At 42.9% G+C, this 21,611-nt stretch carries 15 protein-coding genes, 1 tRNA gene and 2 pseudogenes; 15 read left to right on the forward strand and 3 right to left on the reverse strand.

Translation table 11 applies throughout. The features are described 5' to 3' along the window. The first annotated feature begins 62 nt into the window (after positions 1-62). From ilvC to QM629_RS19560, 7 genes and pseudogenes are all read left to right on the forward strand, one after another. Positions 63-1,115, forward strand: a complete 1,053-nt coding sequence (gene ilvC / locus QM629_RS19530) for a ketol-acid reductoisomerase (protein ID WP_415161589.1) — start codon at positions 63-65, stop codon at positions 1,113-1,115. Positions 1,116-1,197: 82 nt separating this feature from the next. Next, positions 1,198-1,440: a hypothetical protein gene (locus QM629_RS19535; RefSeq protein ID WP_415161590.1), complete on the forward strand. Its 243-nt coding sequence runs from the start codon at positions 1,198-1,200 to the stop codon at positions 1,438-1,440. A gap of 201 nt (positions 1,441-1,641) precedes the next feature. Then, positions 1,642-1,854 (forward strand): annotated as a pseudogene (locus tag QM629_RS19540) (type II toxin-antitoxin system RelE/ParE family toxin); the annotation flags it as partial. Positions 1,855-1,869: 15 nt separating this feature from the next. Beyond that, positions 1,870-2,571 (forward strand): hypothetical protein, encoded by a 702-nt coding sequence (locus QM629_RS19545; protein ID WP_415161591.1) that lies wholly within the window; start codon positions 1,870-1,872, stop codon positions 2,569-2,571. A 20-nt stretch (positions 2,572-2,591) separates the two neighbouring features. Then, the gene (gene ilvA, locus QM629_RS19550) at positions 2,592-3,869 is read left to right on the forward strand and encodes a threonine ammonia-lyase IlvA (protein WP_415161605.1); all 1,278 of its coding nucleotides are present in this window, start codon (positions 2,592-2,594) and stop codon (positions 3,867-3,869) included. Between the two features lie 214 nt (positions 3,870-4,083). Beyond that, the gene (locus tag QM629_RS19555; protein WP_415161592.1) at positions 4,084-5,571 is read left to right on the forward strand and encodes a trypsin-like peptidase domain-containing protein; all 1,488 of its coding nucleotides are present in this window, start codon (positions 4,084-4,086) and stop codon (positions 5,569-5,571) included. Positions 5,572-5,769: 198 nt separating this feature from the next. Beyond that, positions 5,770-6,552, forward strand: coding sequence for an SDR family oxidoreductase (locus QM629_RS19560; protein WP_415161593.1), 783 nt, complete (start codon positions 5,770-5,772; stop codon positions 6,550-6,552). Here QM629_RS19560 and QM629_RS19565 read toward each other — a convergent pair. The 3 genes from QM629_RS19565 to QM629_RS19575 form a co-directional block, all read right to left on the reverse strand. Beyond that, positions 6,549-9,944 carry a VCBS repeat-containing protein gene (locus tag QM629_RS19565; protein ID WP_415161594.1) on the reverse strand — a complete coding sequence of 1,132 codons (3,396 nt, stop codon included), beginning with the start codon at positions 9,942-9,944 and terminating at the stop codon, positions 6,549-6,551. The genes QM629_RS19560 and QM629_RS19565 overlap by 4 nt on opposite strands. A gap of 90 nt (positions 9,945-10,034) precedes the next feature. Further along, on the reverse strand, positions 10,035-11,912 hold the full coding sequence (locus QM629_RS19570) for a RagB/SusD family nutrient uptake outer membrane protein (RefSeq protein ID WP_415161595.1): 1,878 nt from the start codon (positions 11,910-11,912) through the stop codon (positions 10,035-10,037). A 10-nt stretch (positions 11,913-11,922) separates the two neighbouring features. Beyond that, entirely contained in the window at positions 11,923-15,156 is a 3,234-nt protein-coding gene (locus QM629_RS19575) for a SusC/RagA family TonB-linked outer membrane protein (RefSeq protein WP_415161596.1), read from the reverse strand. Positions 15,157-15,619: 463 nt separating this feature from the next. Here QM629_RS19575 and QM629_RS19580 point away from each other — a divergent pair, with 463 nt between their 5' ends. From QM629_RS19580 to QM629_RS19615, 8 genes and pseudogenes are all read left to right on the forward strand, one after another. After that, positions 15,620-16,567, forward strand: coding sequence for a formylglycine-generating enzyme family protein (locus QM629_RS19580; protein WP_415161597.1), 948 nt, complete (start codon positions 15,620-15,622; stop codon positions 16,565-16,567). A gap of 11 nt (positions 16,568-16,578) precedes the next feature. After that, positions 16,579-17,910 (forward strand): Gfo/Idh/MocA family protein, encoded by a 1,332-nt coding sequence (locus QM629_RS19585; RefSeq protein ID WP_415161598.1) that lies wholly within the window; start codon positions 16,579-16,581, stop codon positions 17,908-17,910. A 56-nt stretch (positions 17,911-17,966) separates the two neighbouring features. Continuing rightward, a complete protein-coding gene (locus QM629_RS19590) occupies positions 17,967-18,491 on the forward strand; it encodes a GNAT family N-acetyltransferase (RefSeq protein WP_415161599.1) in 525 nt (174 codons plus the stop codon). Positions 18,492-18,655: 164 nt separating this feature from the next. Then, positions 18,656-19,567, forward strand: coding sequence for a hydroxypyruvate isomerase family protein (locus QM629_RS19595; RefSeq protein ID WP_415161600.1), 912 nt, complete (start codon positions 18,656-18,658; stop codon positions 19,565-19,567). 127 nt (positions 19,568-19,694) lie between these two features. Beyond that, positions 19,695-19,783: transfer RNA gene (locus QM629_RS19600), tRNA-Ser, on the forward strand. Between the two features lie 322 nt (positions 19,784-20,105). Then, positions 20,106-20,747 (forward strand): annotated as a pseudogene (locus tag QM629_RS19605) (phage integrase SAM-like domain and Arm DNA-binding domain-containing protein); the annotation flags it as partial. Between the two features lie 39 nt (positions 20,748-20,786). Continuing rightward, the gene (locus QM629_RS19610) at positions 20,787-21,275 is read left to right on the forward strand and encodes a site-specific integrase (RefSeq protein WP_415161601.1); all 489 of its coding nucleotides are present in this window, start codon (positions 20,787-20,789) and stop codon (positions 21,273-21,275) included. 124 nt (positions 21,276-21,399) lie between these two features. Continuing rightward, entirely contained in the window at positions 21,400-21,513 is a 114-nt protein-coding gene (locus QM629_RS19615) for a DUF4172 domain-containing protein (protein WP_415161602.1), read from the forward strand. Positions 21,514-21,611: the final 98 nt, after the last annotated feature.

Below are 21,611 nucleotides of genomic sequence, written 5' to 3' on the forward strand. Positions count from 1 at the left end.
TGTGTTATTGCAAATTTTGAATAAACTAAAAACACCCCTTTAGGGGAAGGGGGCATTAAATTATGGCAAAACTAAATTTTGGCGGAGTTGAAGAAAACGTTGTAACACGTGAAGAATTTCCGCTCATTAAAGCACAGGAAATTTTAAAAAATGAAACTGTTGCAGTAATAGGTTACGGCGTGCAAGGCCCGGGCCAGGCATTGAACCAGCGCGATAATGGCATTAACGTAATTGTGGGCCAGCGCAAAAATTCCAAAACATGGGATAAAGCTGTTGCCGATGGCTTTGTGCCCGGCGAAACTTTATTTGAAATTGAAGAAGCGCTGGAAAAAGGCACTATTATTTGTTACCTGCTGAGCGATGCTGCACAGATTGAATTGTGGCCAACCGTAAAGAAGCATTTAACAGCAGGCAAAGCATTATATTTTTCTCATGGCTTCGGCATAACTTTTAATGAACAAACCGGCATCATTCCTCCCAAAGATGTGGATGTGTTTTTGGTGGCGCCAAAAGGTTCAGGTACATCATTAAGAAGAATGTTTTTGCAGGGCCGCGGCCTGAACAGCTCTTATGCTATTTACCAGGATGCAACCGGCAAAGCAAAAGACCGTGTAATTGCATTAGGCATTGCAGTAGGTAGCGGTTATTTGTTTGAAACTGATTTCAGGAAGGAAGTATTCAGCGACCTTACCGGTGAGCGCGGCACGCTGATGGGCGCTATACAGGGCATCTTTGCTGCACAATACCAGGTATTGCGCGATAAAGGCCATTCACCTTCCGAAGCGTTTAATGAAACCGTTGAAGAGCTTACACAATCATTGATGCCATTGGTTGCAGAAAACGGTATGGACTGGATGTATGCCAACTGTTCCACCACAGCGCAGCGCGGTGCATTGGACTGGTGGAAAAAGTTCCGTGATGCCACAGCGCCTGTATTTAAAGAATTGTATGAAAGCGTTGCAACCGGTAAAGAAAGCCAGCGTTCAATAGACAGTAATTCGCAACCGGATTACCGCGAAAAATTAAATGAAGAATTGAAGGAATTACGCGAAAGCGAAATGTGGCAGGCAGGTAAAACGGTTAGAAGCTTAAGGCCGGAAAACCAGAATGTGTAAGAAATCATAAAGCGGGTAATAGCAACAGCTATTATCCGCTATTCATTGGGAACTTTTGCAAATTTGGTAAAACTGTAATCAAATGCCTTCAACATTAAAGCAGGAATTAATTGAAAAAATAACGGCTACTGATAATGAAGATTTGTTTCATATACTGAAAGCAGACTATGATTACTTTACCGGCAATGACAATAAAGATGTGTTGGATGAATTGTCTGTAAAAGACAGGGATGAGCTATTAAATATGCTGAATGAGCCTTTTGGAACGGATGCACATTCTTATGAAGATTTCAAAAAGGCGACAGAGAAATGGCGTACAAAATAATCGTTAAGAAACGCTTTACCAATAAAGTTGTAAAGCTTCTGGATTATCTTGAAACTATGTGGAATGAAGATGTTGCAAAGGGGTGCATTTCAAATTTTCGCAGGCGGGTGGTGACACCCGCCTGTAGAGCCCGATACCGGTCGGTGTCTTACCGACCGGAAATTTATGAATGGAGCGAAAATTTGAAATGCGCCCGTTGCAAAGAGTTTTCTGAAGAAGCTGGATAAGAGAATCAATACAATTCCTCAACAACCATATACGGGTATAGAAATGAAGAACCATAAAAACGTTCGCTCTGTTTTAATCACTAAGCATAACCGGCTTTATTACCGCATTCAGGAAAATACAATCGAAATAATTAATTTATACGATACACGAATGAACCCTGCTAAAAACCCATATAATATTAAGTGATTAAAGTTGCATGCAATGGATTTTGATAAACAATTGTCAGAGGAACAATGCCAATATCTTTTTGCAAAAATGTTTGGAAACATCTGGACTTGCCCGGAATTGGAAAAAATAGTTTTTCCGGGCGGGTTTAAAAATTCAAAAGCATTTGACAACTTTCAAAGCAGAAATCTTATAAGCCTGCAAAATGAATCTTGTGCAGTTACAGAATTTCAATTTATAGCTGAATATTTTGGAAACAGCCTGTGGGAAATTTTTAGTAATAACCACACTGTTTTTTCAATTGAAAACAATACTGAATTTTCCATTGGCAGTTGGCGTGGTTCTGGTTCTTTTATTGCAGGTTTTATTGAAAAGCAAAATAAAGAATTACAGTTTGATTACATGGCTTTTTACATGGGACATTTTCATGAAGATGCAGAAGCAAAAAACAGTTATGAATTTATTTTTTCAAAATTATCAGAACATGGCTTTGACTGGAATTATGAATATCCATCTATAGGTATGGTTGACTTTTCACCAAACAAGCCAGATAATCATGCTGACTATAATGCAAACCAATCTTTGGAAAATGAAATCAGTAAAAATAATTTTCTTGATTTGATAAATAAAATTAACGAAGAACAAAAAGACAAAATCAATAAAGCCCCCACGCCTGCAATAATTATTGCGTATGCGAATATTTATAAAAAATATCCCGAGGGATGGGAAGATATTTAAAAGAACAATTGATAATTAAAATGAGCACAATAACCGGTACAAAGCCAGCCTTCGATTTCCAGGCGGCAGCCCTGCGATTAAAAAATGTGGCGATAAAAACGCCATTGCAATACAACCGCAATCTTTCTAAAAAATATCAATGCAATGTGTATTTAAAGCGCGAAGACCTGCAGGTAGTGCGTTCTTACAAACTGCGTGGCGCTTATAATATGATGAAGAGCCTTTCTGCAGAACAACTCGCAAGCGGTGTGGTATGCGCCAGCGCCGGAAATCATGCGCAGGGTTTTGCCTACAGTTGTAAAAAACTGAATGTAAAAGGCATTGTGTTTATGCCGGTGATCACGCCCAATCAAAAGATCAACCAGACAAAAATGTTTGGTGAAGACAATGTTGAAATAAAGCTGGTGGGCGATAATTACGACGAATGCGCAGCAGCAGCCAAAGAGTTTACCAAAGCCAATAATATGACGTTCATTCATCCCTTTGATGAGCCGCGTGTTATGGAAGGCCAGGCAACTGTCGGAATGGAAATACTGGAACAATTTGATTCATCTTCTTCAGGCGACGGGGGCATTGATTATTTATTTTTGCCTGTTGGCGGAGGCGGCCTCGCTTCCGGCGTTGGCACTTATTTTAAAGCCTGGTCGCCCAAAACAAAAATTATCGGCGTTGAGCCCGAAGGTTCGCCTTCCATGTACAAAGCCTTTCAGGAAGGCGGCCCTGTTACATTAACAACCATAGATACCTTTGTTGACGGGGCGGCCGTAAAGCGTTCCGGCGATCTTACCTATAAAATTTGCAGGGAAGTATTGGATGGCCTGCATCTTTCCCCCGAAGGAAAAGTTTGCTCTGTTATTCTGCAATTATATACACAGGATGCTATCGTTGCCGAGCCTGCCGGTGCATTAGCGGTAAGCGCATTGAGTGATTATGCTGGTGAAATAAAAGGAAAAAATGTTGTGTGCGTGGTAAGCGGCGGTAACAATGATATTGACCGCATGAACGAGATAAAAGAACGATCATTACAATACGAAGGCCTTAAGCATTATTTTCTCATCCGCTTTGCACAAAGGCCCGGCGCTTTAAAAGAATTTGTAAACAATGTGCTTGGTCCGGATGATGATATTACCCGCTTTGAATACATGCAAAAGCATAATAAAGAAACCGGGCCGGCGCTGGTGGGTATTGAACTGAAAAGAAAAGAAGATTACGGCGTACTTTTGTCCAATCTTAAAAAATTTAATATTAATTACACCGAGCTGAAGAAAGATGACAATATGTTTGGCTATGTTGTATAATTTACATCACGGTTTTCTTTTTTCTGCATATCTGCAAACAGCAGGCGCCAGGGACAGGTCTTCCGGGAGTAAAATAATTCTACGACAACCTTCGTCAAATCTTTGTTAAATGGATTTTTGTTGTGACCTGACTTTTAAACAGGTTTGTTATTTTGCTATCAGAAAGGCACATTTATTGAATACCTTTCAGGCGTTAATTTAAAATTTTACTACAATGAAATTAAAGAATGTTTTCCTGGTAATTGCCATCAGCATTGCTACTTCATTATTAAGCATTTGGGGCTATGGCAAATGGATGAGCAGCCATGCTACTACAATACAGAACGACGGGAAAATACCTGTAAACTATGCCGGTTTTTTTGATAAAAATGCACCAACCGGCATCCCCGATTTTACGGATGCAGCCACTTCTGCCACACCGGCGGTAGTGCACATAAAAACGAAAATTAAAGGCAAAACGGTTTCTTCTAAAAGCAGGAACCCTTTTGGCGATATGTTTGGCGATGATGATCCTTTCTATCAGTTCTTTGGCGGCCCGCGCAGTTATTCTACACCCGACCAGCAGGCAAGCGGTAGCGGCGTTATCATGAGCAAGGATGGGTATATCATTACCAATAACCATGTTGTGGATGGCGCAAGCGAGATTAATGTAACGCTAAGCAACCGCAAATCGTATAAAGCCACCGTAGTGGGCACAGACCCCAATACGGATATTGCTGTAATTAAAATTGATGCTGATAACCTTCCTTACATGATGCTGGGAAACAGCGACGATGTAAAGCTTGGGCAATGGGTGATGGCAGTAGGTTATCCCCTTAATCTTGATGTTACCGTTACAGCCGGTATTGTAAGCGCAAAAGCAAGAAGCATAGGTATAAACCAGAGCGACCGCGCTATTGAATCTTTCATTCAAACAGATGCTGCCGTTAACCCCGGCAACAGCGGCGGCGCTTTAATTAATACAAGCGGTGAATTAATTGGCATCAACTCTGCCATTGCTTCCCCCACAGGTTCGTATGCCGGTTATTCTTACGCCATACCCGTAAACATTGTAAAAAAAGCAGTGAACGACCTCATTAAATTTGGTGCTGTGCAAAGGGCTTATGTGGGCATACAAATGGGCGATAAAGATGGCCCGGGCGTTTATGTTAACAGTGTTGCCGATGGCGGTTCTGCCCAGGCAGCCGGTATTAAACCGGGCGACTTTATAACGAAAGTGAATGGCGTTGGTGTAAACAGCGCCCCTGAAATACAGGACCAGGTTTCCCGTTATAAACCCGGCGACAAAGTAACAATCACTTATATAAGAAGCGGCAAAGAAAACACGGTTTCCCTTACCCTGAAGAATAAATCAGGTAATTACGATGTGGTTAAAAACAGCAGCACCTTCGATGCGCTTGGCGGCAGTTTGGTTACGATTGATAAGGAAACAGCAAAAAAGAATGATATTTCCGGCGGCGTTCAGGTGCAGAAATTAGGAAATGGCGTATTGAAGAATACACGCATTCAGGAAGGGTTTATTATCACCAGTATTGACGGCCAGGAAATAAATTCTGTTGATGATCTTAAAGCCGTGCTGAATAATTCCAACGGTACCGTAAGGCTGGAAGGTGTTTATCCCGGTTACGACGGAACGTATGGTTACCCGCTTACACTTAATTCTGACAGCAGCAGTAATAACAATAATGGCAGCAATCCTTAATGTAAAAGGATATGTTGCATTGAATAAAAAAACCGCCGTTTCAGGGCGGTTTTTTATTGTTATATGTAATGCCATTGATTTAAGAAGTAAAAGATATTGTTGTTATATGGATAAAAAAATATCTTAGTGCCTTATAGCAGGAACGGGTATTAAATGCCTGAAAACTTTTGCTGCTTGTAATCTTAATATTTCCTGTTTATGGATCTTAATTTAAAAGATAAAATAATTATTGTTTCGGGCGGGGCTAAAGGTATTGGAGAAGGCATTGTAAAAGTGCTGGCGGCTGAAGGCGCCATACCTGTGATTATTGGCCGTAATGAAGCCGATAATTTGAAAACAGTTGAAGCCGTTGGTGCAGGCGGCGGCAGGTGTTTGCAGGTGGTGGCCGAGCTTACACAACCGGAAGCATGCAGAGAAGCGATCCGGGAAATAATGCGCAAAACAGGGCGCATTGACGGGCTGGTAAATAATGCCGGCGTTAATGATGGCGTGGGTTTGGAAAACGGCGATTACGATACATTTATGGCATCGCTGCATAAAAGCCTTATTCATTATTATCTGCTTGCGCATTATGCATTGCCCGCCTTAAAAATTTCCAAAGGCGCTATTGTAAATATATCTTCAAAAACGGCTGAAACCGGCCAGGGCGGCACTTCTGCTTATGCCGCATCCAATGGCGGCCGCAATGCATTAACGAGGGAATGGGCCGTAGAACTATTACATTACAGCATTCGCGTAAATGCCGTGGTAGTGGCAGAAAGCTGGACACCCTTGTATGCCAGTTGGATAAACAGCCTGCCCGATCCTGAAAAAAAATTAAAGGAGATTACATCTAAAATACCGTTGGAAAACCGCATGACTACCACAGAGGAGATAGCCAATATGGTAGCCTTCCTGTTATCTGACAGGTCAAGCCATACAACCGGACAGATCATCCATGTGGATGGCGGTTATGTGCATTTGGACAGGGCGCTTGGCTAATGCGCCGGCCAGGTAATAGCATATGCTTTTACTGCACCCTGGTTCAGGGCAAAGATTAAGGTATTATTTATTGCTGTTACACTACGCACATCGCCCCGGATGTTAAACCCTGAAACATTTTGCGGCACATAAGTAAAATTTCCTTTGCCATTATTATGCAGCAATACGCCATAATTGGCATCAAACTTTCCAAACCGGAGCCTTGCATGATTTATATTGCCGCAAAGCAAAATATCTTCATTCCCGTCTTTATCATAATCAAATGCCGTTATTGTAAATACCGGTGAATACTGTGCCTGCAAAGGCAGCTCCCTTTCTCTAAATCTTCCGCCGGCACTGCTTTCAAATAAAACGGTTTTTAAATAATTCACTTTCAAATGGCCTGCATTTTTCAACTCACTCTTTGTAAAAAGGTCATTTATGGTAGCATCCGCATAAGTTTTATAATCCGGGAACTTCTTTTGCATACCGGGCATCTGTGTTATTAATTCATCTCTTGACATGTAAGGATAGCTTTTGCCCTGTATATAGAAGCAAAGCATGGGATCAACGGCGCCATTACCGTCAAAGTCTTTATAGTAAAGCGCAGCAGGCGCTTTATCTGTTGCCTTGCATTGGCTGTTTAATCCCTGGTTTGCAATAATGATATCCGGTTTGCCATCCTTATTAAAATCACCAACAAGCAGTTTATTCCATAAGCCGCTATACTCTTTTTCAAAATAATCTTTTGTTTTGTTTACAAGCTTTCCATTATCATTTATAAATATGGTAACGGGCATCCATTCGCCAATTACAATAAGGTCATTTCTGCTGTCATTATTAAGGTCCGCCCATGCGGCATCGGTTATCATTCCTGCTTTCTGAAGGCCCGGTGCAAGTGAGGCCGTCTCATCTTTAAAATGCCCTTTCCCATCATTTATAAGCAGGTAGCTTTTCGGTGTTTCCGGGTAATTGCCAGGCATAACCCTTCCCCCCACAAAAATGTCCGGATGGCCGTCGCCATTAACGTCCGCAACACGTGCACAGCTTTTGCTTACACGCATTTCAGGCAGGGCATCAGCAGCTTTTATAAAATTGCCCTTGCCATCATTCATATATAACCTGTCCAGCAATAAAATATCATCCGGGGTGAAATCGTTATAGCCGCCGCCTGCCACATACAGGTCTGTAAAACCATCTCCGTTGGCATCAAAAAATACAGCGTCTGCATCTGTGCTTTGTTTATCTGCATCCAAAGCCGGCTGGGATGTTTTATTAAAAGTTCCATTTGGCTGTTGCATAAATATGGCGCCGGCCTGGCCGTTTCCACCGCCTATATACACATCTTCAAGGCCATCATTATTTATATCGGCCTTTGCCATGCAGGGGCCTGCAAAAGATAGCGGGTTTGTAAGTAAAGGCTGCCGTTTAAAATCATTAATGCCTGGCGTTGCATCCGTGTAATCAATTGGTGGTTTTACTTCGGTAAATACAGTTTTTACAGCAGGCGGGGGGTGATACATATCTTTTGCATCTTTCTCGTTTATTGTTATTGCCTGGTTGTATCTGATATTAGTTAGCACCTGCTGCTTACCGCTTTGCCATACTATGCGCAATGAATCAACAGTAGTATCTGCGCCTAACCCAAAATGCAAAACAGGCGACACGCTTGATTGGTAGCCGTATGATGGCTGTTGTTCCATGTATTGTTTTTTTCCCTTGCACCAGGTTGTCAGCTTTGCGCCAATGCCGGCAGTATTTTTACCTGAACCATTAAGTTTTATTGCGAGGTAATGGTTGTTTGGATCATTGTTTTGTGTATTGCTGTAAATAAATGCGGGCTGGTTTATATTATTCACTATAAGGTCAAGATCGCCGTCATTATCAAGATCGGCATACGCTGCGCCATTACTGTTTGATGGGATATTGATGCCCCATGCTTTACTAACATCTGAAAAAATAAGCCCATCGTTTCTAAAAAGATAATTCACTACGCTGGATGAAGGCATTTTACCTATCATATTTAAAAGGTCTTCCCTGCTTAATCTCGTACCGGATTGTTCCACCTGGTTGAGATAAGTGATAAAATCAAGGTCTGTATAATCGCGCAGAAAGCCATTGGTAACGAATAAATCTTTCCAGCCATCGTTATCAAAATCTGCAAACAGCGGCGCCCAGCTCCAGTCAGTATTGGATATGCCTGCAATCTGGCCTGTTTCGCTGAAACTAACCTCACCCCGGCCCTCTCCAAAAGGAGAGGGAGCAATGCCGTTATTCACCTGCAGCATATTGCGCATGTACTGGTAATAAAAACCAGATTGCAGCAACACTTCAAATTTTTCATAATTATCAGGCATAAATAACAGCTTTTGGCGGCGGTTGTCTTCGGGCAGCATATCAAGCGTGAAAATATCAGGCAGGGCATCATTGTTAATATCGGCAACTGCATTGCCCATTGAAAACTGCGAGATATGCCCAAAGCAATTTTGCAGTTCGTTGGTAAACGTTCCATTTTTATTGTTGATATATAAAAAATCGGGCACGCCATAATCGTTGGAAATATACATGTCGGGCCACCCATCGCCATTAATATCGGCAATGCCGGCGCCAAGCCCGTAGCTCAATGCGCTGCTGTTAAGTTTTGCTGCAGCCGTAACATCGGTAAAATGGTTGTTATCATTTTTATACAGCTTCAGCCCTATGGCATCATTCGGCTGGTTGAATAGCACATTCGTTTCATCGGGATTTAATACCGGCAGGTTTTTTGGATTGTGGTGTAATAATAACATGTCAAGGTCTCCATCCCTGTCATAATCAAAAAAGAAAGCCTGCGTGCTGAAACCCGTATCAGCTAACCCATATTTCGCAGCCTGCTCGCTAAAATGCGGGATGCCCGCCGCGTCATTGCCATCATTAATAAAAAGTTCATCTGTTCTTTTTACGCCGGGCAGCATTCCTGAATGGCAGCCATACATATCGAGCCTTCCATCGCCGTTTATATCAGCCATGCATACGCCGGTTTTCCAGGGGCCCGGCCTTCCGGCAACATTGGCGGCTGCCGTTATATCCTGAAACTGCATATTGCCTTTATTTAAATACAGCCGGTTATCAACCACATTGCCTGAAAAATAAATGTCATCCAGCCCATCGCCATTTATATCGCCCACCGCCACACCACCGCCGTTATAGTAGTATTCGTACATAAGCAGGTTCATGTTCAGCGTTTCTTCAATGCGGTTATTAAAGATTATCTGCGTTTTTTCAGCGGGCAACAATTCAAATAATGGTTTTTCTGTTTTTGAACCGGGAGTGTGATCGCCATCCGGTGAACCGGAAGAGCAGCCGGTGAAAAGAATGGCTATCAGTACCGGCAATAATAAGGCAGCAAATAATTGGCTATAAGAATATCGCATGCAAAAGATTAGAAGGGGGAAGATATGTAACTACAATCAATGCCGGCATGTACCGGCATTGATTGTATAAAGATTGGTAACAACCGGGTTTTAGTAGCCCGGGTTTTGAACAAGCTGATCATTCTTATTCATTTCATCCCTCGTTATGGGCCTGAAGTACATTTTATCAACCCATGTGCGGTTTTCAAGCGCATTCACTTCTGTAGGGGTATAAGTATAATCATACCTTGTTTCATCGTGCTGATATGTTGAAAGAGCGGTTTGCCCGCTTTTTAGTTTTCCTACCACATTTATGTAAACAACTTTTCTTCCCAGTGTTGTTGAGGCTATCATCCATCTTCGTGCATCGTGGTACCGTTGTTCTTCATACGCCATCTCTATTCTCCGCTCATTTCTGTACCGCTCTTTTAAAGCATCGCCGGTTTCGGTAATGGCGGGCATGCCGGCGCGGAACCGTATTTTATTCAGCCAGGTTTTGGCTTCATCATCTTCGCCTAATTCAATACAGGCTTCCGCATAATTAAACACGGCTTCCGTATATCTGAAGAATGGCCAGGGTATGTATGCCCGTGTGGTATTATCAACTATGCTGTTGTCGGGGTCAATAAATTTTCTCATGTAATATCCTGTCCAGCTTCCGTTCCAGTCCTCAATAGAGCTTTGCCTTGTGTCTAAGCCGGAAAGATAACCGCTGGCTACCTGGTACTGGCCTGTTTGTATCTGGTTAGCAGGATCTACATTGCCGGATATTAAATCTCTTGGCTTCCAGTCCGCCCCGTCATATAGAATTGTAGCGTAAAAGCGGGGATCGCGGTTATTATAAGGATGCGCCTTTTCTTCGGAATTGCTCCAGCTGAATGCTGAGCCATCCATCATTTCATAATCATCCACCAGTTCCTGTATAGGCGTATTGCCAGCCCAGCAATGGTAGCCGTTCGGCCCATTGTCAAGGCCAATATAAATACCGCCTTCATCCTTTTCAGCCACAAAATATCTTCCGAATAAAATTTCCACTTCTGCGGATGCGTCAACGCCTGAAGCGCTGCTGCCGCCACCCATGGCTATAGACATGTAATTTTGCGTGCCTTCTTCCGCAGTAACAGGTGCAGTATAAGTTAATTTATAGCCGCCTCCACCCTCGTCTAACACGGCTTTGGCAGCTTCCTTTGCCGCCTCCCAGCGGGCTGTGCGGTCGCCGCTCGTATAGCCTAATAATTCAGGATTGGAATAGGAGGAGATAACGGAGGAATTTGCCTTGGCTGTAGGCATATCGTGCAGGTCGCTTGCAGCATACAACAATACCCTTGATTTAAGCGCCAATGCGGCAATTTTTGATGCACGCCCTTTTTCCATATCCCTGCCATCCAGCAATATGGCTGCACTGTCACAATCTGCAAGAATAAAATTCACACAATCTTCATAGCTGCTTCTTGCGATGGCATAATCGTCTTCCAGGGTATATGTATAATCAATAATGGGCACGCCGCCATAATACCGCAGCAACTGCTGGTAAAAATAAGCGCGCAAAAAATAACATTCTCCCCGTAAGCGGTTATTTAGGTCTGCATCATCAAAAGTGGCAATGAACAGGTTTTCCAACCCCAGGTTAGCGGCCCTTATTTTTTTATACATTACGCTCCAGTCGTAAGTACCGGATACCCAGCCTACATTATCGGGGCTTAATAAGCCTTCATTTATAATATTGATGCTACGGCCAGAGTGCGTGAATATAGCTTCGTCGCTTAAGGAAGCAAGCATTTGCTCATCAAAACCACCATTGCCCAGCCCATAGGTATTATTATCGTTATACACCCCGTTTACATAGGCGGTTGCAAGTGCAGCATCTGTCCACACAACGCTGGAAGATATCCTGTCCTGCGGCGTTGTGTTAAGAAAATCTTTGTTACAGGATGCCATTGCTGTTGCAAGAATTATAATCAATAAAAAAGCATTTAATTTTCCTGACATGATAAATAATTTAAAATGTTACTCTTACACCTGTGTTAATTATTCTTGACTGCGGGTAATACTGGCCGCTGCTGCTGGTTGATTCCGGGTCGTAAATTTTCATTTTATCCCATGTAAAAAGGTTAAACCCGTTTACATATACCCTCATCTTGCTGATACCTGCTTTTTGGCCGAAGGAGGAAGGCAGGGTATATCCTAATTCAAGGTTTTTCAGGCGCAGGTAATTGCTGCTTCTTAACCAGTAAGTGTTCACGCCGTAACTGCCGCCGGCATAATAGGTATTGCCCCTGTTTGCCAGGCGGGGGTCCACACTGCTTGGATTATCAATGCTCCAGCGGTGCTCCCAACTGTATTCCAGGTAGTTGCCAATGTCGCCGGACTCTGTACCTATAAACAGCAGGCCGCCCGTTGCACCCTGCAATAAAATAGTAAGGTCAAACCCTTTATAGCCGAGATTGACATTAATACCGCCTGTAAACCTGGGATCCCTGTTCTTGTCAAGCCTTATCTGGTCATAGCCATCTATTTTGCCATCCGGTTTTAAAACAGGGTTCCCGTCTGCATCTACACCACCAATATCTTTGAGCTTCATATCCCCGGGCTTTAACGCATTGGTTACACCGCTGTAGTCAATTGTGTTTTTATCAATATCGGCCTGGTCTTTAAATACACCATCGTACAGATACGACAGGAAATTGGCGCCGCTGGTGCCAAAACCTTTACCAGTAGCATATTGCCAGTAAGGAGCGCCCTGCGATTCATCGTAATAAACAATTTTGTTTTTGGCATATCCGCCGTTTACACTAATTGAATAGGTAAAATCTTTGGAAGAACCTGAATAACCAATTTTAAACTCCCATCCCTGGTTTGAAACTATACCGAAGTTTTCCGGAGGCAATGTAATGCCGGCGCTGGCAGGCGTTGAGCCGCTTCTCTGCCAGAGTATTTCAGTCCTTCTGTTATGAAAATAATCAAATTCAAAGCTTATCCTGCTGTTCAGCATAGAGCCTTCCAGGCCTACATCAAAATTTTTAGCCCTTTCCCAGGTAAAATTCGGATTGGCGAGAACAGATTCGTATAAAGTTTGCTGTACAGCATCGTTCAATACAGTGGTGGAAGCGCCATAGGTTGATAAATACTGATACTCCTGCAATACATCATTATAATATACCTGGTCGTTACCCATCTGGCCATACGATGCTCTTAACTTTAAGTAATTGATGAACTTCACGTTATCCTGGAAAAAGTTTTCCTGCGAAATATTCCAGCCAGCGAGTATGCCCGGGAAGAAGCCAAAGCGGGAATCGGGCGGGAAGATGTATGACCCATCATAGCGCCATAAGAATTCTGCCAGGTATTTCTCTTTATAGTTATAGGCTACGCGGCCAAAATAACTTAACCGCGCCCTTTCATAACCGCCCCCACTGTTATCTTTTAGGTCATCCCCGCCAAAGAAAAGCTGGTCAATTGCAGGTGATATATAATTCCTGCGGAAAGCCCAGAAATTGCTGCTGTTAATAGTTTCCTTTGTTACCGCTGCCAGTAAGTTAATGGTATGATTGCCTATTTTTTTATCATAATTAAGCATGCCGCCCAGCAAAATGCTCAAATCGGTTTCCGTTGACAGGGTGAGCCTTGGGTCAGTATAAGTTGACCTTATTGATTTTGTCAGCAATGGGGTTATTCCGTCATCTTCATAAGAACTGCCATCCCAGAAATATAAATACCAGGGTGTTTGCCATTCCTTTGTGTTATAAAATGTTTTATCAAGCGACGCGGTGCCGCTTAATTTCAAGCCTTCCACCCCGGGGATATTGATTTCAACTTTGCCGTTTGTTTGAAAATAATCGCGTTTATCGCGGTCATATCCTGTTTGATTGGTTGTAATTACAACAGGGTTTTGCCCGTTTTCAATATCAGGGCCCGGCAATCCATTTGGCCATATATCTATTGCAGTGGGTTTTCCTCTCATCAGCATCCTGAAAATAGAACCGGCGCTTTCTGTGGGAAAGAAGCGGTATTCTTCCCTGCCGCTTAAGCCCATCTGAAAATTGATATACCTGTTAACCTTAACATCAAGGTTTACACGCATATCATATTGTTTATAACCGGTGGCTGAATTTCTATAATAACCATCCTGGTTGGTGTAGCCTAATGAGGCAAGATATTTCACCGCATCTGTGCCGCCGCTTATTTGTATGCCATGTTTCGACTGTGGCGACCAGGTTTTTAAAACATCGTGAAACCAGTCTGTATTAGGATGCCCCCACGGATCTGATCCATCGGCATATTTCTGCATATCATCCGGGCTGTAAGATGCCGTTAATTCATCGCCACTGGAGCTTGTATATACACCTGTGGTTTGAAATGCCTCCCAGGCATCAGCCCATTCACCGGCAGATAAGTTGTCGAATATGTTCAATTCGTTAATGACGGTAGCATATTGTGTGGCGTTCATCATTTTCGGGATCACGGTTGGCTGCGCCCATCCCTGGTTAAATTCATAATAAAGTGATGGCTTTCCTGATTTGCCACGCTTGGTTGTAACAAGTATAACGCCATTGGCAGCCCGGGCGCCGTAAATGGCGGCAGATGCATCTTTTAGCACAGAAAAACTTTCAATATCAGCAGGGTTAAGCCTGTCAAAACCGCCCACACGGTCGGGTATGCCATCAATAACAATTAATGCCGAGCTATTGCCTAAAGTATTGGTGCCGCGTATGCGTATGGTTGAGCCGTCATAACCAGGCTCACCGCTTGATTGTATAGCAGTAATACCAGGCAGGCGGCCTGCCAGTGAATTGGAGAGGTTTGCCACACGCGACTTTTCCAGGTCAGCGCCCTTAACCTGCGCTACGGCGCCGGTAACGGTTACCTTTTTTTGCGTGCCATAACCCACCACCACCACTTCGCTCAGTTTGCCCGCTTCAGCCGTTTTCAGGGTAACGTTGATAGTAGCTTGCGCGCCCACTTTTATTTCCTGGGTTTCATACCCGATTGACGAAAAAACCAGTACGGCATTGCTATCGGGCACTTTTATCAAATAATTGCCGTTCTCATCTGTGGTAGTGCCGTTGGTTGAGCCTCTCACCAATATAGAAATATTAGGTATGGCTTCTGATTTTTCATTGATTATACGGCCCCTTACAGAAGAATTTTGCGCATGCAGGTGTGCTGCACAACAAATAAAAATAGTAAAAAAATACAGGACTGTCCTTGTCTTTCGCAGAATTAAATGTTTCATGATGGCGTGTGATTTTTGTTTGGATATATAATTCAATACCAGGATGGATAGCGGTTAGCTATCAAAATGATACAAGCTTATTTTTCTACAATTTTTTTGAAAACAGGTTTCGAAATTTTTCTGGTTAAATCAGCAAATAATTATGGCAATCGCAAATCGGTCAATCGTTCAGAATCATATCAAATATAAAGGAAGTGTTAAAACTAAAAAATTAATTATTAGGTAACATTTGTTTTTTAGAATTTTTTTACGGTAAGTACCCAGGCTTTATTTATAGGATTATTTGAGGCGTTTTGGATCTGTAAATAATTCATTTAATGGTATAAACTCTTTCGATCTAAAAAGAAAGAAAAGAAAAATGCGCTTCTTTTTAAAACTTCCTATTTTTGAAACGATAGTCATTCTGGCGTTTGTTGTCTTTGCTGAAGCCTCCGATAGAAAAATTCTTTAAAAGAACCTGCTGATGATAGCTGATTGTTTTATTGTATTGTTTAGCTTGTTATTGCGCCCTGTGAGCGATACCTCCTTCCTTCCTTATGAACAAGCCATTCCGGGAACGAATGTGTCTTTTAAGATGATGCCGGTGGCAGGCGGCAGTTTTATGATGGGCAGCAATGCCAATGAAAGAAACCGCAGCGCCGATGAAGGGCCTGCAGCAAAAGTTACAGTTGATTCATTCTGGATGGAAGAACATGAAGTTACCTACGATGAATATATTTTGTTTGCCGATGAGCAGGCAGACAGGAACCCTAAACCCGATGCCATTACCCGACCCAGCCCGCCTTATATTGATTTTACGCTGGGCATGGGAAAGGCCGGCGGCTTTCCGGCCAACAGTATGAGCCAGTATGCAGCAATAATGTATTGTAAATGGCTGTATAAAAAAACCGGTGTTTTTTACCGTTTGCCCACAGAGGCCGAATGGGAATATGCTGCCCGTGCCGGCGCTGAAACAAGCTATTTTTTTGGGGATGATGATAAGCGGCTTGGCGATTATGCCTGGTATGCCGCCAACAGTGAAAACAAATACCATAAAGTAATGGACAAAAAACCAAATGCCGTTGGTTTATACGATATGCTGGGCAATGTGGCGGAATGGACATTGGATCAATACAAGGAAAATTATTTTGAAGAGATTAAGACAAATGCCAGTGATCCATGGCTTACACCCACGAGCAGGCATCCCATCACTTTAAAGGGCGGCACATTTAAAGATGAGGCAGGCAAACTGCGCTGTGCAGCACGTTTAAAATCTGATCTGAAATGGAATGCCCGCGACCCGCAAATCCCGCGCAGCAAATGGTGGAATGCCGATGCACCGTTCATCGGGTTTCGCATAGTGCGCCCGGTAAAACAGCCAACGCCAGAGGCGGCAGAACAATTCTTTGCACAACTTCTTTCATTAAAATAAAAAATACAACAATGACTAACGATGTAAACCAGAAACAAACCGGCAGAAGGGATTTTTTAAAAACAACCTCACTTATAGCCGGTGGTTTAATGGCCACCCCACTTATGTCTGGCGCCAATTATTTTTCCGGTGCAGACGATGTTATAAAGATTGCCTTAATTGGTTGCGGCGGCCGCGGCACAGGCGCTGCCACACAGGCTTTAAGCACCAAACAAAATGTGCAACTGGTGGCTATGGCCGATGCTTTTAAAAACAGGCTGGATGACAGCTACAACAATATTCTCGAAGCGTTGGAAGACAAGAAAAGCCGCGTGCAGGTGAAAGAAGAAAATAAGTTTATTGGATTTGATGCTTATAAAAAAGCTATGGCTTTGGCCGATGTAGTAATTCTTGCCACGCCGCCGGGCTTCAGGCCCATACATTTTGAAGAAGCCATTAACCAGAACAAACATGTGTTTATGGAAAAGCCGGTGGCTACGGACCCCGCCGGTATTCAAAGGGTATTGGCTGCTGCCGAAAAGGCTAAGGCGCAAAAAAGAAATGTGGTGGTGGGTTTACAGCGCCGTTATCAAACCTCCTACCGGGAATTAATGAAACGGGTGCAGGACGGCGCCATTGGCGATATAACTTCTGCCCAGGCATGGTGGAACAATGATGGTGTTTGGGTGCACCCGCGCCAGGCCGGGTGGACGGAGATGGAATACCAGATGCGTAACTGGTACTATTTTGTATGGCTTTGTGGCGATCATATTACCGAGCAGCACATTCATAATTTAGATGTAATTAACTGGGCCAAGAACGCTTATCCTGTAAGAGCGCAGGGCATGGGCGGAAGGGAAGTAAGGGTTGGAAAAGATTACGGTGAAATATTTGACCATCATTTTGTTGAATTTCATTATGCTGACGGCACCATCTTAAACAGCCAGTGCCGCCACCAGAAAGGAACCATGAGCAAGGTGGATGAACTGCTGATTGGCACCAAAGGAAAAGTATTTTGCGATGCTGCCAGTATTAAAGACAATAAAGGCGGGTTGATTTACCAGTTTGATAAAAAGAACGAAAACCAGCCTTACCAGAATGAGCATGATGAATTGTTTGATGCCATTGCAAAAGGCGAGTATAAATTCTGGGATGCAGAACGCGGCGCCAAAAGCACGATGACCTCTATCTTAGGCCGCATGGCCACTTATTCAGGCCAGATGATTGAATGGGATAAAGCCATTAATTCAGGCATTAGCATTATGCCTTCCACGTTTTCGTTTGATGCAATGCCACCGGTGCAGCCGGATACGAATGGTATGTATGCAGCGGCAATACCGGGCGTAACAAAATATTTTGCATAACCTCAGTGGAAGGTAAGTTGTAAGTATTTCCGGTTCAAACGTTCACATGTTCGATTATGACTTATTTGCTGGATGGACAGGAAACTTCAAGACTCTTATTCAGGTTGATAAGCCCGGATGATTTTGACGATTGGCTTGAATTTTTTAAAGACCCTGAAACTTCAAGGCACTGGAAATCTGAAAAAGAAGATGCTGCCGTAACATGCAGAAAATGGTACGAAAAACAACTGGAACGATATGCCAGTAATGATGGCGGCATGAATGCCCTGGTTGAAAAAACAAGCGGCATGCTGGTTGGCCATTGTGGTTTATTGAAACAAAAGGTTGATGATATGGCAGAGCTTGAAATAGCGTATTCTTTATTGCCGGCTTTCCGGAACAAGGGTTATGCCACCGAAGCGGCCCTGCAGTGCAGGGATTGGGCATTTAGTAATAACCTTTCGCCATCGCTGATTTCTATTATCAGTTTAACCAACAAACCGTCGGAAAAAGTGGCGCTTAAAGTGGGAATGCTGTTGGATAAGCAAACTGTTTATAAAAATAATGCAGTAAATATTTTCAGGATTTGGAACAAAGGCTGATTGCCTGCAGGCAACGAACTGCAGCATCAACCTCCAGCTGATTGAAAATATGCAGTTGAAGTGTTGCGACGCAAGGAACGATGCCATCTGTTCAATTGCCGGTACCATAATAAAAATCAAAAAAAACAGCTTGCTGTTTTATACTTCATATCAAAAAAATACAAATGCAACGCAGACATTTTATGCAGCAATCGGCACTTGCCGGGGCCGCTTTAATAGCCGGAACTGCCGCTACAGCACAATCGAAAAACAAGATGGCCGGTGCGCCTTTTCATTTAAATTATGGCATACACGATGGCATGTTTAAAAACAGCGCGGGCAATGATTTTATTGACCAGATAAAATATGCTTACAGCCTTGGCTTCAGGTCTATTGAAGATAATGGCTTAACGGGCCGTTCCGTTGATATGCAGCAAAAAATTGGCGATACGCTTGCCAAACTGGGAATGAAGATGGGTGTGTTTGTAGTGGATAAAGGCGGCAATGGCGCCAACACGCTGGCAGCAGGCAAACAGGAGTATATAGATATCTTTCTGAAGGGATGCCGGCAGGCGGTTGAAGTGGCCAAACGGGTGAATGCCACCTGGGTTACGGTAGTGCCGGGCGATTTTGACAGGCACAAATCAGTTGACATGCAAACCGCCAATGTAATTGAGGCTTTGCGTAAAGGCGCAGAAATTTTGGAGCCGGCGGGGTTAATAATGGTGCTGGAGTCTTTAAGTGATACGCCTGATTTGTTTTTGCGCGATATTGAACAAACCTATATGATCTGCAAAAGCGTGAACAGCCCTTCGTGCAAAATATTGTATGACATGTACCATATTCAGCGCAACCGCGGCGACATCATCCGCCAGATGGATGATTGCTGGGAAGAGATCGCGTATTTCCAGGTGGGCGATAACCCCGGCCGCAAAGAGCCCGGTACCGGCGAAATGAATTACAAAAATATTTTCAAGCACATTTACGACAAGGGTTATAAAGGTGTAGTGGGCATGGAACATGGTATTTCAAAACCCGGCAAAGAGGGCGAAGCTGCGCTGGTAAAAGCATATAGGGATGCGGATGATTTTGTGTAAGCAGCCTAACTTAATGCTGTACAATATAGTCCCGGCTTTTTATTAGACAAACTTTAATACCTGCAGCATCAATTGAATTTGGTTATTTGGGTTTAACGCTTATTTTTGCCGTCCTTTTTAAGGAAGTGGTGAGGTGGATGAGTGGCTGAAATCAGTAGTTTGCTAAACTGCCGTACGGGTAACTCTGTACCGAGGGTTCGAATCCCTCCCTCACCGCTGGAAACAGTTTATTTATCTTCAATTAATTAAAGAAAGCTCGTGAAACGTAAGTGGGACGGGCTTTTTTCATTTTTAGCACTTTCTTAGTTTACACGGTTTTACCTCATTTTACGGATATTTTGCGTGAGCAATTCGTGTACCTAACCCAGATTTACAAAACGCTCACGGAATTTAACACAAAGCACTTAAAGTTAACAAGTTATGCAAATCTAACTCTCGATTTGAGTTTGATTAATAACCAATTTTATAACTATAAAAAGTGCGACTCATGGAAAAAAATTTCGGGTGCCTTTTCTTTCTTTAGAAAAAAGGTAAAAATGATGCAAACAGCGAGATAGACATTTATCTGCGCATTACAGTGGATTCCATTTCAGCTGAATTAAGTACGAAAAGAAAAAGTTTTAGGACCAACTGGAATGTAAAGGCTGGCAGAGTTGAAGGCAAAACAGATCATGCGAAAAACGTAAACATGTATCTGGATACACTTCAACAAAAAGTATTTGAAGCAAAAAGAAAGCTGATCGAATTAGATATCGAAGTAACACCTCAAGCCATTAAGGATTTGATGTTAGGCAACAATATCAATAAGCAAAAGCACATGCTCATTGAATTATTCAAGCGTCATAACGAGCAAATAAAAGCGTTGGTTGGCAAGGAATATGCCCAAGGCACTTACCAGATATTTAACCGAACGCTTAACCACACAATTGATTTTCTAAATCATTACCTGAAGGCTTCTGATATTGACATTCATAAACTCGATTATGATTTTATTAAAGAATTTGAGTTTTGGTTTAAGAGTGTAAGAAATGGTGATCACAACACCACGATGAAATACCTGAGTTGTTTCAAGAAGATAATTGTTCATTGTGTTAAAAGCGGCAAACTGCAGCGTGACCCATTCTTAGGTTTTAGCATGGCGCGGCGTGAAGTAGAAAAACAAGCGCTTACAGAATCTTAGTTACAATCTATAGCGAAGGAAAACTTCGGGCCACCGCGTTTGAGGCTTGTACGCGATATATTTTTATTCTGCTGCTTTACCGGTCTTGCTTACGCTGATGTGCAGAAGTTGAAACGGTCAGAAATTATTCAAGGAACAAACGATGAATTGTGGATCATCACAAAAAGGCAAAAAACAGATACAACATCACGCATACCATTATTGCCGCCAGCACTTGAAATTGTTGAGCGCTATAAAGACAATATGGAGTGCCAGATCAAAGGAAAAGTGTTGCCTGTTTTAGGTAATCAAAAAATGAATTCTTACTTAAAAGAAATAGCAGACAGATGCGATATTCACTTCAACCTTACATTCCATATTGCCCGCCACACTTTTGCTACAACAGTAACATTGAGTAATGGCGTACCAATAGAAACTGTGGCGAAGATGTTAGGGCACCGGAATCTTAAAACCACGCAGCACTATGCAAAAATTTTAGATAAAAAGATAAGTGATGACATGAAAAGGCTGGAGGATTATAGATTGTGAGAGGCCACGATTTAACTGCACAGCAAGGATTGATTTTGCGGTGAATAAATACGATAATCACCGCATAGCCAACCGAAACATCCTGATGATATGCGGCGAATAAATGGTACATTCACCGCATATTATGCGGAGAATAGCAACATATATCCATCAGTTAACAAAATGGCCTGACTTTCATTGGGAAGAAAAGGAGGTGGCAAACCTGCTGGCGGTAGTGTTTATTTCTTTGTGTAAATAGCTTATTAGTAGCTGTATAGAGAGTTAACCCGCGGGCAGGTGAAGTGAAGTGAGGCGTAGCGGAGCCGAACGAAGCGAACCTGCCCGGTTTGCGGCCGA

The organism is Parafilimonas sp., from assembly GCF_047606085.1.
In the GTDB taxonomy this organism is placed as follows: domain Bacteria; phylum Bacteroidota; class Bacteroidia; order Chitinophagales; family Chitinophagaceae; genus Parafilimonas.